Source organism: Pseudomonas fjordensis (assembly GCF_976987115.1).
This window is the reverse complement of the sequence record NZ_OZ336860.1, coordinates 1,451,067-1,463,785: the sequence shown is the minus strand read 5'-3', so window position 1 is coordinate 1,463,785 and position 12,719 is coordinate 1,451,067. Positions and strand designations below refer to the sequence as shown.

18 protein-coding genes are annotated in these 12,719 nt (G+C 59.0%); 1 reads left to right on the top strand and 17 read right to left on the bottom strand.

All coding sequences use genetic code 11. The features are described 5' to 3' along the window. Nucleotides 1-5: 5 nt before the first annotated feature. The 11 genes from ACWHXD_RS06575 to ACWHXD_RS06525 form a co-directional block, all read right to left on the bottom strand. Nucleotides 6-1,217 (bottom strand): phage major capsid protein, encoded by a 1,212-nt coding sequence (locus ACWHXD_RS06575; RefSeq protein WP_499083686.1) that lies wholly within the window; start codon nucleotides 1,215-1,217, stop codon nucleotides 6-8. Then, on the bottom strand, nucleotides 1,214-2,101 hold the full coding sequence (locus tag ACWHXD_RS06570; RefSeq protein WP_499083684.1) for a head maturation protease, ClpP-related: 888 nt from the start codon (nucleotides 2,099-2,101) through the stop codon (nucleotides 1,214-1,216). Before ACWHXD_RS06570 ends, ACWHXD_RS06575 begins: the two co-directional genes overlap by 4 nt. Nucleotides 2,102-2,115: 14 nt before the next feature. Further along, nucleotides 2,116-3,516 (bottom strand): phage portal protein, encoded by a 1,401-nt coding sequence (locus tag ACWHXD_RS06565; protein ID WP_499083683.1) that lies wholly within the window; start codon nucleotides 3,514-3,516, stop codon nucleotides 2,116-2,118. Beyond that, on the bottom strand, nucleotides 3,516-5,207 hold the full coding sequence (locus ACWHXD_RS06560; RefSeq protein ID WP_499083680.1) for a terminase large subunit: 1,692 nt from the start codon (nucleotides 5,205-5,207) through the stop codon (nucleotides 3,516-3,518). The genes ACWHXD_RS06565 and ACWHXD_RS06560 overlap by 1 nt, the downstream gene beginning before the upstream one ends. 2 nt (nucleotides 5,208-5,209) lie before the next feature. Continuing rightward, the gene (locus tag ACWHXD_RS06555; RefSeq protein WP_122489761.1) at nucleotides 5,210-5,617 is read right to left on the bottom strand and encodes a hypothetical protein; all 408 of its coding nucleotides are present in this window, start codon (nucleotides 5,615-5,617) and stop codon (nucleotides 5,210-5,212) included. Between the two features lie 174 nt (nucleotides 5,618-5,791). Continuing rightward, nucleotides 5,792-6,109 carry an HNH endonuclease gene (locus ACWHXD_RS06550; RefSeq protein WP_499083678.1) on the bottom strand — a complete coding sequence of 106 codons (318 nt, stop codon included), beginning with the start codon at nucleotides 6,107-6,109 and terminating at the stop codon, nucleotides 5,792-5,794. A 259-nt stretch (nucleotides 6,110-6,368) separates the two neighbouring features. After that, nucleotides 6,369-6,545: a hypothetical protein gene (locus ACWHXD_RS06545; RefSeq protein ID WP_499083677.1), complete on the bottom strand. Its 177-nt coding sequence runs from the start codon at nucleotides 6,543-6,545 to the stop codon at nucleotides 6,369-6,371. 54 nt (nucleotides 6,546-6,599) lie between these two features. Next, the gene (locus tag ACWHXD_RS06540; RefSeq protein ID WP_499085080.1) at nucleotides 6,600-6,728 is read right to left on the bottom strand and encodes a hypothetical protein; all 129 of its coding nucleotides are present in this window, start codon (nucleotides 6,726-6,728) and stop codon (nucleotides 6,600-6,602) included. A 28-nt stretch (nucleotides 6,729-6,756) separates the two neighbouring features. Then, a complete protein-coding gene (locus tag ACWHXD_RS06535; protein ID WP_499083676.1) occupies nucleotides 6,757-7,134 on the bottom strand; it encodes a hypothetical protein in 378 nt (125 codons plus the stop codon). Further along, nucleotides 7,131-7,457: a phage holin, lambda family gene (locus ACWHXD_RS06530; RefSeq protein WP_168220165.1), complete on the bottom strand. Its 327-nt coding sequence runs from the start codon at nucleotides 7,455-7,457 to the stop codon at nucleotides 7,131-7,133. Before ACWHXD_RS06530 ends, ACWHXD_RS06535 begins: the two co-directional genes overlap by 4 nt. A 36-nt stretch (nucleotides 7,458-7,493) precedes the next feature. Continuing rightward, on the bottom strand, nucleotides 7,494-7,997 hold the full coding sequence (locus ACWHXD_RS06525) for a hypothetical protein (protein ID WP_105225932.1): 504 nt from the start codon (nucleotides 7,995-7,997) through the stop codon (nucleotides 7,494-7,496). Nucleotides 7,998-8,439: 442 nt separating this feature from the next. Between ACWHXD_RS06525 and ACWHXD_RS06520 the strand changes: the two genes are divergently transcribed. After that, nucleotides 8,440-8,628, top strand: a complete 189-nt coding sequence (locus ACWHXD_RS06520; RefSeq protein WP_057711980.1) for an ECs_2282 family putative zinc-binding protein — start codon at nucleotides 8,440-8,442, stop codon at nucleotides 8,626-8,628. A gap of 235 nt (nucleotides 8,629-8,863) precedes the next feature. Here ACWHXD_RS06520 and ACWHXD_RS06515 read toward each other — a convergent pair whose 3' ends face one another. The 6 genes from ACWHXD_RS06515 to ACWHXD_RS06490 are packed head-to-tail and all read right to left on the bottom strand — an operon-like array spanning nucleotide 8,864 to nucleotide 12,717. After that, entirely contained in the window at nucleotides 8,864-9,247 is a 384-nt protein-coding gene (locus tag ACWHXD_RS06515; protein ID WP_499083672.1) for an antiterminator Q family protein, read from the bottom strand. Continuing rightward, nucleotides 9,244-9,528 (bottom strand): hypothetical protein, encoded by a 285-nt coding sequence (locus tag ACWHXD_RS06510; RefSeq protein ID WP_499083670.1) that lies wholly within the window; start codon nucleotides 9,526-9,528, stop codon nucleotides 9,244-9,246. The genes ACWHXD_RS06515 and ACWHXD_RS06510 overlap by 4 nt, the downstream gene beginning before the upstream one ends. Next, nucleotides 9,521-10,918: a replicative DNA helicase gene (locus ACWHXD_RS06505; RefSeq protein WP_499083668.1), complete on the bottom strand. Its 1,398-nt coding sequence runs from the start codon at nucleotides 10,916-10,918 to the stop codon at nucleotides 9,521-9,523. Before ACWHXD_RS06505 ends, ACWHXD_RS06510 begins: the two co-directional genes overlap by 8 nt. Beyond that, nucleotides 10,915-11,712, bottom strand: coding sequence for an ATP-binding protein (locus tag ACWHXD_RS06500; RefSeq protein ID WP_499083667.1), 798 nt, complete (start codon nucleotides 11,710-11,712; stop codon nucleotides 10,915-10,917). Before ACWHXD_RS06500 ends, ACWHXD_RS06505 begins: the two co-directional genes overlap by 4 nt. Then, nucleotides 11,696-12,496: a helix-turn-helix domain-containing protein gene (locus ACWHXD_RS06495; protein ID WP_499083666.1), complete on the bottom strand. Its 801-nt coding sequence runs from the start codon at nucleotides 12,494-12,496 to the stop codon at nucleotides 11,696-11,698. Before ACWHXD_RS06495 ends, ACWHXD_RS06500 begins: the two co-directional genes overlap by 17 nt. After that, entirely contained in the window at nucleotides 12,493-12,717 is a 225-nt protein-coding gene (locus tag ACWHXD_RS06490; protein WP_499083663.1) for a hypothetical protein, read from the bottom strand. Before ACWHXD_RS06490 ends, ACWHXD_RS06495 begins: the two co-directional genes overlap by 4 nt. Between the last annotated feature and the right edge of the window lie 2 nt (nucleotides 12,718-12,719).

Sequence of the window (12,719 nt, the reverse complement as noted above, 5' to 3'; positions counted from 1 at the left end):
CTATATCAAGGGGCTGGAGTGGCGAAGGTGCCGTAGATGAAAGCTTCCGGACGCTTAACGGCCAGCGCCAGACGCTCTTCGCAACGGATCGAGATCATGTTCTTCTCGAAGTCGTCGGCGTTCTCGGTGGAGATCACCACGTTGGCGTCCTCGCGATCAAAGATCTGTGCCCCAGTCTGGAAGGCACCGGTCAGGAACTTGCCCAGGAACGCCGCCAGTTCAGTTGCAACAACTGGCAGCCCCCACAGAGTGGGACCGGCGAGGCTCAGCGGGTTGCCGATGATGTAGCGCCCCAGGGTGTCCTTGGTCAGCTCGATCTTCGCCCAGTCGGTGAAGTGGAGCACATGACCGCTGGCCGGCAAGCGCGCCAGTTGCGACTGGAGCATAGCCAGGCGAAGTTGGTCGATCTGGGTCATAGCGTCAGGCTCGAACGCTGCCGAATAAGCTTCTGCTTGCGGGACGATGCCGTGCAGGTGAACACCAGTGCCGTCGCCGAACAAGATCTCCGACTCTTCGGCGTATTTCAGGCCGTAGCGCATTTCTGCGTCGATGGTCGATTGCAGTTGGGCGAAGTCGTCCAGGATCTGCTTCGAGGCCTTGAACATATGCGCGATGGTGGTAACCGGCGTGATCTTGGTGTTGAACTGGATGTCGCTGTACGGTTTCTGGGTGTTTTCAGCGACAACGCGTGCGGCGTTGGTGAAGCCGGTCTGTTGCACCCAGAAGATCGCCGGGGAAGTGGTGCGACCCGGCGCGATCAAATCACGGATGAACAGTCGCTGCTTCGGCATCACATCGATACCTGGCAGGCGCTGTGGCTCCACTACGCCTTCGGCAACGCCGGTGCTGAGCAACGCGGCGTGAACTGGCACGCTTACGCGGCGGTTGCCTTGAATGCTCTTTGCGAACTCGGCCAGAGCTTCGCTTTTGATGACGGTGCCGCCGAGGGTTTCGCGCTGAGCGGCGGCGGCCTGGGTAGGAATCCGGGCGAACTCCTGTTCCAGTTCGCCGAGCTGAGCCTTCAGCTGCTTCTCGGCTTCGGTCAGGCTGTTGAACTTCAGGGCCATCTCATCGACAGCGGCCTTGGTTTCGGTAGAAAGCGAGCCAGCTTTCTTGGCTTCCGACAGCGCGTTTTCAGCCTGTTTGCTGAATTCGTCAGTGGCCTTCTTGAGCTCGTTGGAGACGTTCTTCAACAGCTCGGCAGTAGTGTCGCTCATGGTTTTTCTCCGGTTTGAATAGCTGCTGCCGAGAACCGCGAAAGCGCGGCCTGTAGTTCGGCAATGGGGTCGGCCAGGTTGGCCGGGGTTGCGGCAGCGTTCTGCTTGCCGGAGGTGGTAGCGCCAGGCGTACCAGCCTTGAGTTCTTGAATGAGCGCGCGGCGCTCGGAGCGCGGCATGCCCTGTTTGGCCAGGATCAGATCCATACGGCGGGCAGCGACCTGGTGAGGCGCCGAGGCGCTGGCATCCTCGACTGCTGCGTCAGACGCCAGAAGGCTGTCTGCAAACCCCGCATCGATTGCAACAGCGCCGCCCATCCAGGTCTCGACGTCCATGAGCTTGCGCATGGCGTCAATGGGGTCACCGGTGCGTACGGCGTAGATATCGGCGAGTGTTCCGTCAATCTGCTCGAGGAAGTCGGCGACCTCTCGAATGTCGTTGCGGTCACCGGCAGCCATGGTCCAGCTGTTGTGAATCATCAGGAAGCCGGCGCGCGCGATCTGGATTTCATCAGCCGCCATAGCGATGAACGAGGCGGCCGAGGCGGCGAGGCCGAGGATTTGCACCGTCACCTTGCCCTTGTGCTCGCGCAGCAGGTTGTAGATGGCCAGCCCTTCAAACACGTCGCCACCTGGGCTGTTGATCTTCACGGTCACATCGCTGTCACCGATAGAGCGAAGCGCGGCACTGATCCGCTTTGCAGTTACGCCTTCGCCCGTCCACCAATCAAACCCAATCGGGTCGTAAATCGTGATGGAGTTGTCATCCGTGCTTGACGCCTTGATCGATGGATTCCACCGCTCCAAGGCCTTCGGCGTCAGGTCGCAGTGAACCTGCGCGCGCGGCCGAGCCTCCGGCGCCGCCGGAATGGTCTTTAGGGTCATTGGTTACTCCAGGATCAAGCGGCGAGAAGCCGAGGTAGAGATATCAGTGCGTGGGCCATCATTGGCCCATCGGGGTTTCCGGCATCGAGCGCCTTGGTCGCCATGTCGAAGGCTTCCTTGATTGCCTCCTTGTCCCCGCTCTGATTTGCCGCAGTGATGCGCAACATAAAGGCGGTAGCCGCCGGCGACATGCCGGCTGACTGCTTGCCGAGCTGGTCAAGCGGCACAAGCGCCGACTGAACAGTGAACGTATCGCCGCCAGGGATTGGAGCCATGTTCTCCAGACGCCGCACCTCGTTGCGGCACATCCATCCGTTTTGCAGAGCGGTGTTGTACCAGGCGCCACGACCGGCGCTGTCGGCGCGCAGCAGGCCTTCAACAGCGAACTCAGCGAAGAACTCGTCAGCGTCAGCCTCACCGATCAGGCATCGGGTGATCTCCTGCTCAATGTTCACCAGCAGCGGGCGCAAACTGTTGGTCAGGAAGTGCAGGTTCTGCGCTTCCACCGAACTGGCCCAGCTGGACTGCTTATCCATGTGTCCGACCATGAAGGGCGGCACCCGGAACCACCGACACATCTCTTCAATGCTGAACGAACGTGACTCCAGCATTTGCGAGGCTTCGGGGTTCATGGTGATCCCCTGGTACTTCAGGCCCGCTTCAGCAACCATGATCTTGCCGGCGTTCTTGGAACCCATGAACGAACCGAGGCTGCTCCTGAGCTGCTCCCGCTGCGCCGGGGTGAGCACCTTGTCGCTGGTCAGAATGCCTGAGGCTTGCATGCCCTGAGCAAAGACCTTGGCGGCCGCCTCTTCAACCGCCATGGCAGACCCGAAGATTTCCTTGCCGGTTGAAACTGGAAGCATCCCGCAGACGCCATCCAGGCCAAAGCCACGGATGTGCATCAAAGTCTTTTCAGGAATATCGCGCTCAACTCCGTTCTCGGTGTAGGTGTACTTGAGACGGCCATTTTCCTGTCGTTTGACCCGCATGCACTGGGGCAGAAGCGGTACCAGCGCAACAATCCGATTGCCGATCATCTTCTTTTCGACGAAGGCGTTACCGCGAAGGCAGATGCTGGCCACCAACAGTAGCATGAAGCGCTGCGGGGTCATTTCTGAGTTAGGCACCCTGCAAAGCAAGCGGTAGAGAGGGTGGTCAGTTGCCGGAGCCCTTGATCCATCAGGCAGGCGGCGGTAAAGCTTCAGCGGCAAAGTCGACACCGACTCCGAAAGCAAACGGACGCAAGCCCAGACCGTTGACAGCTGCATCGCCTTGTCGACGGACACGTGCTGGCCGCTGACGGAACTGCCGAACCATTCTTTCCAGAAAGAACCATCTTTCAGGCCAATGGGAACACCAAGCCAATCTTGAAGAGCGGCCTTGATTCGCCCGGGTTTCTTTTCGCGCGCCATCAAAGCCCCACCATAATTGGATTGTCGAAAAAGCCCTGTAGATCACCGCAACCCACAGGGTTCAGCGCTATGAGCGTTGTTGCGTCGAAGGTAGCCATGAGCGGGTCAATTTTTGCCGACCCGCTCACTTGCTTGTTGATTGCAATCGCGTTGCCTACCGCCACCGTCCTGGCGTTACCGACACACCAGGCCATCAGCCGTGTCCCGCCGTGAACGAACTCACCACCGGCGACCTTTCGCTCAGTGGTCTTGATTGCACCGTTGAGGCGCCAGCCCTGGGAGATCGAAACGATCTGCTCCATCGTGATACCGCGATCTTCCGTAGTCAGCTCATCAACGATATCGCCGATACCGGCCGCATCGACGCCTATTGCCTGCTTGTCAGGAAGTAATCCAGCGTCCCGAACTTCGCAGATGATATCTGCGACCTGCAGGACATCATCACCTGGCCGCTCGACAATGGTCAGATCGCCATCAGCTTCGAAGTCGCGCAGGTTTGAAACGATATCCTTGCGGCGGTCGAGTGCGATCTGGTGGGCCCAGGCGTGCGCCCAGTGCAACCAGCGCCGAGTTTCACGCTCGCGGCCAATCAAACTCAGGCCCAACAAGTCATCAAGACCTCCGCCATCGATGCCTACCACAATCACCTCGGAGCGCCGCAGCAGCTCATCAAAGGTGAGCGACTTGTCGCCGGCGGCTTCCCAGTGATCAGCCCCCGCCCACCGGTCGGTCCTTAAGTTCAGACCAATTTCGATATTCAGATGCTTGGCCAGGAACTTCTGCAAGGATCCATCTGAAGTGCCCAGCCTCTTCTTGAGCTGGTCTTCTAGCCACTCCGCACTCACGGAGCGCCCGATGTTCGGGTTGGTGATGTAGAAGTTTTCTGGATTCAGGTATTGCTTGTTAGCGACCATCCGGACCGGGAACTCGTAAAGAACCCCCAGCGTCTTGCAATCCACCACCTTTCCATCACGAACATCGCGCCAGTAACTCAGGCGCTCCTTGAAAACCCCTGCCGGCGGCTCATCACTTTGAGTGGTGAGATAGATGACCCATCCCTCTTCGCGGGAGATCTGTCCGCCTAGGGCCTCCATGAACATCGACTCGGCATTTGCGCGCTTGCCAAACACCCAAAGCTCATCGACCAGCACCTTGCCCGACTTCTTGCCGGAAACGGTGTCAGTGTCGGCCGCAACGACCTTCAATGAGTTCAGGGTGGTTCGGTCCGTGATGGTCCTGGTGTGTTCCTGGATGTGGAACATCGCTGAAAGCTCTTCATCAGCGCGAACCATCCCGGCAGCTGGCTTGAAAGCGTTGTCCGCAACCTCCTTGGTCGGCGCCAGAATCAGATGCTCCTCTTCCTCGCGCCAGCAGAGAATCAAGGCAGTGAGCATGATGCCGGCTGCGATGGTGCTCTTCGTGTTCTTCTTGCTGATCAGTAAGCCGAACTCGCGGATCATTTGCTTGCCGGTCTCAGCATCGTAAGCGCCGAAGATGCAGCGAACGTAGTCGAGTACCCACTCATCGCAACAGTCGGCCATCCTTGGCTTGCCCGGCAGATCTGGAACGCGGAGCTCCTTGAATATTTGAAGTGCACGCTCCGCTTCTTCTACAAAAATCGGGGGAGGGATAATCGATTCATGGTCGATCAGGCGCTGCTCCCAGTCAGGACATGCGGTCGACCATTCCATAGTTAAACCTGCTTACCGTTAGCTGCTACTAATTTGGGCGGGGCCTGCCGGTTGAATTTTCCAGCAGCCTCTTCAGCCGCCTTTTGCTTCCCGTCCTTCTTGCCGCCCTCCGCTTTTTTGACGTGGGTATATTGGACTGCTGCGATCGCTGCCCTGACCTGAATGGGGCTCGCGTCGAGTTGACCGAGCGCGATCTTGGTCAGCAGGGCCAGCATATCCATCTCTGGCGCTGGCACCGGCACCGCCCTCTCGCGCTTCAACGCGCCGCCGTGAGGTTGTGCCTCAAACTCCACAGAGACCGCCGAGGAATTTGCTGATTCCGGCTCGACCTTCTTCTTCCTTCCAGCACCAGGCCGCGCGCCGCCAGAGTTGGGGCGAGCGCCCCCGCTCTTGCCTTTAACGCCTGCCATTTGCTGAATTCCTTTTTCAAAAGTGGGAGAAAATCTGCGCGTGAGAGGGGGAGTGGTGTCCGATACAAAAGGTCGTGAACTTTAGACCCTCCCTCCCCCTTGTGGCACGCCAGTGGCCCGATGTAGCACGTCACTTGCACCGTGTGGCACGCCATTGACATGCAGGACCAGCAATCAGCACCGGTGCGCAGTCGACTCGAGCGCCGTCTTGGCTTTGTGGCATGGGATGCATATCGCCTGGAGGTTGCCTTCGTCATCGGTACCGCCTTGGGCGACGTTGATGATGTGGTCGACCTCAAGGTCTTTGGTGGTCAGCCCGCACACCCGGCAGGTGTAGTTGTCACGGATCAGGATCGCTTCACGCTTTCGGCGCCATGGCCTGCCACCTCGGCCCGTGCCCCAGCTGTCAGCACCGGCGACCTCAGCAACCGACGAGACCTTGCGGGTAGTGACCGGCATGAGCCTGGGCTTGAGGCTGGATATCTTTGCCATCACCAACCTCCGACCATCTTTGCGCCGACTGCTACACCTGCAATGAACACAAGCACGATCAGAAGCGAGCCGATGCTGGGCGCAACGGATGTGTCAGGTGTTCGCATTGGCGGTGGTGGTGGCAATCCGCGTTGCTCGGTTGTAGGTGGCGGAAGCAGCGCGCGGCGGCAGTCGTGGCACATCAGGCCGCTACCGTAGTAAGGCACTACTTCAGTCTTCACAACCCTACACTTCGGACATTCGAATGTGTGATCCATCGTCAAGGCTCCAGTGAAAGCTTGATCGAGCCCAGGATCACGCCGAGCGCGGCAGCCTGGGACGACTTGGCAAGCTCAATCACCAGGGCCTCAACACGGGCGACCTCGGCCTGCTCATCTGCTGGCATGTCACTGACCATGCCTTTGATCTGGTAGTACTCGGCGCTTACTGTGCTCATGGTGTGGCCCTTGTTGCGCGCCACGATTTGACGCATTCGAAAACGTGGCGCGGATTACTTGCTCTGACTGCGAACGATCTGGGCGTCCACCTGGTCAGCGCAGGTATCCAGCAACTTGATGGCCTTGTCCTTCAGCTCCCATACATCGCCGTTGAAGCGGAGGCCGGCCTCGTCCTGGTCCACCCGCTCACATGGGATCAGTTCAGGCGCTTCAATTCTTACGGCCTGGGTCTTTGTAACCACCGCCGGCTTTGCCGCGCAGGCCGTCAGGCAGAGGCTGAGCAGCCCAGTCACGAACAGGCTTGCTGTTGCGCTTGAGTTCTTCAAAGTCTTTCCTCGCCTTCTCGGCTTTCTTCTCGCTGGCCCTGATGCGGTTTTTCAAGTCTTTCAGGTAGTCAGTATTGCGCTGGGCCTCGGCCCGCAGGGTTGTGATGGTGACCTGGCTTTCGGTGTTAGCCTTGATGGCGTCCACCTTCGCCTGGGTCTCAACGAGCTTTTCGTTTCGCAGATCCTCGACCCGCATCTGCTGGATGCCGACGAGCAACAAGCCCACCAGGGCGACGATGATTGCCACTGCTATCGCCTTCATGCTGAATCCGCCTTTCTGCCCAGGAACCTGATGATCAGGTCACGGATAGCTGTCACACCAATGAAGCCGATGGCGCCGCCGGCGGCGACTGACAAGCTCGGCGGCCATTCCATCCACTCGATGATGCTGCTGGCTGACAGGCTCAAGGCACCACACAGCAGCGCCTCGAACAAGGTGCGCCAGTAGTTCGGCTCTTTGGCGTCATACAGCACGCGCAACAGCGTGATCGTGAAGGCCATAATTGCGCCCTGCCACAGTGGGTTCGAGAGGACCAGCCACACCTGGGCCCAGAAGTCGGGGTTTTTCTCAGGCATCAGGTTCATCTCGGTATCCTCCCGGTTAGGGAGTGAAGGAATGGATTAGCGGGTCGCTGGATTCAGTGCAGCAACCAGCAGCGCTTTACCTTTCAACAGCTCGACATGAGCGAGACTGGCCAGCTTGGTATCAACGGAGGAGTGGCCGGCGAGCATCTTGTCCAGCAGCTCCATCGTGCTCCCAAGGCTATGCACCACGTTCAACACAGACTGCTCATACTCGGCGCGGGCCTTCGCGACAGCCTGGCTTACCTCGTCAATGGGTAGTCCGACACCGGCAGGATGGGCTCGCTTTGACAGGAAAGAGCCATCGGTATACATGACGCCATACACAACCCCATCAGCATGGTAGGCGTCGGGCAAACGGCCAAAGCCCATCATCGAGAACTGCTCGCGCTGATTGGTGTTGAGCAGGTCGCTGGTAATGTAGAGGAATCCCGAGGGATCACTGTTCGAGAGACGCTTCAATGCCGTGGCAAGCATGGCGAGGTCGCCACCCACTACTGCATCGATGACAGCCTGCTTGTCGCGTTTCGCTTGATCGGTCATTACTGTGCTCCAGATACGAAAAAGGCCCGCCGATATGGCGAGCCTCGAAATAGGTGCAGGTGGCTGGTGCAACTCTCCAGCTCTGGCGGGGCAGATCGCCGGGTCACGTACCCTGCCCTCTCATCGCGTAGCCGCCCATTGTCCGCACGGGATTAGACGACGCCTCTACCGACTTAGCCCAGCTGCCTGGGCGATAACCTGCATAACGTGCGTGTCTTCCCACGCTGCCCGCTTGAGCCAGCCCCAATAGCACACAGGTTTGGGCTGCTCATGCTGCCGGTGTTCTTTCGTAACGCGTGACGACCGGCGATACCGCGTCCAGGCCCTGCCCGAAGGCCCACCCTGGCTATGGCTCACGCAACAAACTTGTGTTTCGTCAACGCCTATATGGCCCCGTGCTATCGTTCAATTTCCACACCGAACAATCCATGGAGCATCAGCGATGAAGGTAAGCGTTAAGTGCAAGAAGTGCGGCAGTGACAAGTTCGAGATTCCGGCCAGGCCGACAAACTCCTCGAAGATCACCTGCGGCAAGTGCGGCGCCGTCGAAACTTACGGCAATGTCATGAAGGCTGTTGGCGACAAGGTCACGGAAGACTTGAAGCGGCAACTCGGGAAAATGTTCAAGTGACTGCATAGCCTCGACCAGTGGGCGCACCAGGTCTTGAAGGCCTTCTACGCTCACTTCCATCTCAAGCTTTGCCATGCGGCCTCCAGAAACGAAAAGCCCAACACAGTGGCCGGGCTTGCTAAATTTTGGTCACAAAAAAAGCCCGACGCAATGGCCGGGCTTTCGATGTGGTGTCGCGCTTGAAAAGCTGAACACGGTGCCATGAAAACAGGGCTATTCCGCGTGTGCAAGTTTTTTATGCGGCTTCGATGAGTTTTTCCAGTGAGCAGTCTATCCATCCTACGCCCGTTTTGATGATCTCCCTGGCCTTGGCCTCGCTCATGTCGTACTTGTTGCCAATCCGCTTGGCTGGCCACTTGGCTCCATAGTAGAGCCAAATGAAGTCGCCCATTTCTGGCGCACGCTTGCAAAGCCTGGCGACCGCACCATCAACGACGCTGGCCAGTTCATCCGTGATGACGTAGGACTTGCTAGTCGATGGGATCATATCCCTCATTATCGCCCAGGACGGTGACGCGTAGCTCGGGACGCCCATGCCATCCATGCGCCAGAAGCCCCACTGCTCAAGCATGTACTCTGTATCGCCAAGCGGCAGACGCGAAGGTTTTCTTGTGTTCATGCCGCTTTCCTCGGGGTCGGTTCGTTCAGGCCGAACAGCTCACGGAGCATCTTGTCGGCAATTTTGTTCTTGGCATGCCCTTCGGTGATCCACCGTCGGGCGTAGTCCTGGAATCCGAGGCTACCTCGATGATTCCCCCAGTCGGCGACTAGATCCATAAGCGCGGCGGCTGCAATTCTCCCGTTGGGCTTATCGAGCAGCAACCGGTTGCCCTGCTTCAGAAAATCCCGCTCGTCAGAGGTCAGGCCCTTGCGCGGCAATGCCGCCGTGACGTTAACCATGATTTTTTCTCCCCTTGTACTGTTCGGAGAAGGGGCGGTTGATCTCCACCTCTTCCTGGGTGGGCTCGCGTCCGGCGAAGTTGACGAACCGCCCGAACTGGCCTTGACGCTGTACCAGGCATGAGCCGGCTTCGGCTTGCCTACCCTTGTCCAGAATCAACTCGGTGACGCCCTGCTGGCCCATCTCGGAATCTCGGTCGTAATGCACCAGGATCACCGCGTCCGCGTCTTGCTCAATCTGGCCGCTTTCCTTGAGGTCGCTGGCCTGTGGTTTCTTGCCTGGCCGATTGGCCGGGCCTCGATTGAGTTGCGCCAGCACCAAGATCGGAATCCCAAGCTCACGGCTCAGGTTCATGATGGCGATCGATACCTTGGCCACGGCGTCAGCACGGTTCTGTGACTTGCCGTCAGTCCCGACAATCTGCACGTAGTCGATCATCAGGATGTCGAGCCCAACCTCGCGCTGGAGCTTCAACGCCTCGGCTCGGATGGCTGGCATCGTCAGGCCTGGAGTGTCGAGCAGGTAGAGCTCTGCCTCCTTGATTTTTCCGGCCGCGACGCCTATCCGGTTCCACTCTTCTTGCTCCAGGCACTTGACCTCATCCATCCGACGCAGGTCTACGCCGCCCAGGCTCGCAATGGTCCTCAGTGTCAGTTGTTCACCAGGCATCTCAAGACTTACCACCAGCCCTACGCCGTGGCCGCGAGTAGCAACGTGATTCATGATCTGCAGCCCCAGCATTGTCTTGCCTCCGCCCGGTCGACCTCCAATCACCACCATTGATTTTTGGCGCAGAAAGCCAATCAGCTTGTCCAGATCCGCCAGGCCGGTAGAGAGCTTCGGAGGCGCCTTATCGTTGAGCACGTCATCCATGTGATCCAGCACCATCGGCAAAACATCGCTCATACGCTTGTAACCTGCTTTTCCAGATGCCTTCAGGTCACGCAGGTCAGCCAGCGCCAGATCACACTGATCAAGGATTTCATCTGCTGGCAGATCGTCATAAACGCCGCTGTCAACGATTCGCCCAAGGTCGCGAAACTGACGCACCAGCGCCCACTTCCTAACCTGCTGGGCATAGCTCTTCCAGTTGGCCGCCGATGGGACGCCTCGGCATAGGTCGATGGTGTATTGCAGAGTGGATGTCCCGCTGGGCAGATAGCGCTGAATCGAGCCCAGCGTCACCGCGTCAACAGGCATACGCTGCGCATGACAGTCGCAGATCACATCGAACAGTGCCGCATTGTCCTGGTGCCAGAAGTCACCCGACTTCATCTGTGAAAGAATCTCATCCAACATCCCAGCGCTGTCGTTGAGCGAGGCGATCATGATCGCGCCTAGCACGCCCTGCTCGGATTCGAGGCGGTAATACTTGTCCTCGTGGTTCATTTGCGCCCCCGTTCCGATTCCCAGGTGAAACCGACCAGAAGCGCTTTGTTCTCGCGCAGGCGGTCAAGGGCACGCTCGCCGATATACTGGCCCAGGCTCTTGGCGTTAAGGTTGGACACCACCACCGTAGGGCGAACCAGGTTGTAGCGGCGGTCCAGCACCTCATGCAGAACCGAAAGCTCGTAGTGAGTGCCGGCCTGGGCGCCGACCTCATCAATCACAAGCAGGTCGAAGGACGCCAATTCGTCGATCACATCGCCCTCGGTATAACCGGCGTTGCGATCCATCGAGCGCTTGAACACCCGGATGATCTCGGCAGCGCTGGTGATCACTGCCACAGCCCGGTGCTGACGAATGACGTGCTGGACGATGCCGCTGGCCAGGTGCGTCTTGCCGTTACCGACGTTCCCACACAGCAACAGGTTGCGACCCGCCTGGAAGTGTTCGCCGAAGTTGTCGGCATAGCCCTGGCAAGTTTCCAGCGCCAGGGTCATGGATGGGGTGGTGGCGCGGTAGGTGGCGAGAGTGCTATCGGCAAACCGTGGCGTTATGCCGGAGCCTACAAGCGCGCTGTTGACGCTTTCGGCTTGCAGGTTGGCCAGCGCCTGCGAATGTTCGTCGCTCCCCCGTGGCGCTACGCGCAGGCCGTGGAACTGGCATTGCTTGCATGGGCGGACTGCCAGAGAGCCGTCGAACTGCTCAACCTCGGAGCGATCAACCGCGCCGTGGACCGGGCAGTCGCCGGCGAAGGTGCGCTGCTCAGGCTGGCGGCGGAAATTAGAACGCTGGGCCATCTTCGCCTCCTTGGTACATATCCGAGGTGTGGGTGGGCAGGTTGTTGAACGCCGACGGTTTACCGTTCTTGGCACCAGCACCAGCCAGCACCGATTCTGGGTAGATGTCCGACCAGCTGCTGGTGGTGGACTTATCCAGCACCGCATCGGGCTCTGGATGGTTGGCCAGCTTCTTGGCAATCAACTCACAGGCTCGCAGGGTCAGTGGTGCGCGCTTGGCCTTCCGCATTTCACAGAAGTCAGCCCAGGCTTGTTCCGATGCGTTTGCCGGCTTGGCAGTCAACGGATCGAACTTGCCCGACTTCCCTCGTGGGCCAGCAGACTTGTCTGCGCCTTCTTTTGGTTTATTAACGGATAGATGACGGGTAGATGACGTATTGGGTGCAGCTGCTGCACCCCGTTCTGTCTTCATCTGCACCCCGTTCTGTTCTGAGCTGCACCCCGTAGCGTCTTCATTTGCACCCCGTTCGGAGCGGGGTGCATCTGGTGCACCCCGTTTTTCGATAAGGTCATACACCACCGGGCGACGATCGTGACGGTCGATGTAAGCGGCCGCGATCGACTGATTACCGCGGCGAATCAGGCCAGCAGCCTCAAGGGCGTCCAGCTTGTAACGCACCGTGCGCTCGGAAAGACCGGTGTCGACCGCCAGAGTCAATGCTGAAGGGAAAGCCCCGCGCCCATCGCTGCCTGCGTAGTTGGCCAGGCACAGCAACACATGACGGCAGGTAGAGTCTTTGATCTCTTGCTGCTCCAGCGCCCACACCATGGATTGAATGCTCATAGGTTCAACTCCCGCGTGATCCGGGCGATGAACGCGTCATAGGTCTCGGTCATGACGACACCACGGTCCTCCAGCGCGACGCGTGAGGCCTTGGCCATGGCGTAGACCTCCCAGCGGTCGCGCTCAGGCAGGTGACGGCAATTGGAATAGTTGGGCCAGGGGCCGGCGACCACTTCGGCAGTGGTGGGCAAATCACCGGGATTCCGGGTATTTGATTCCATGG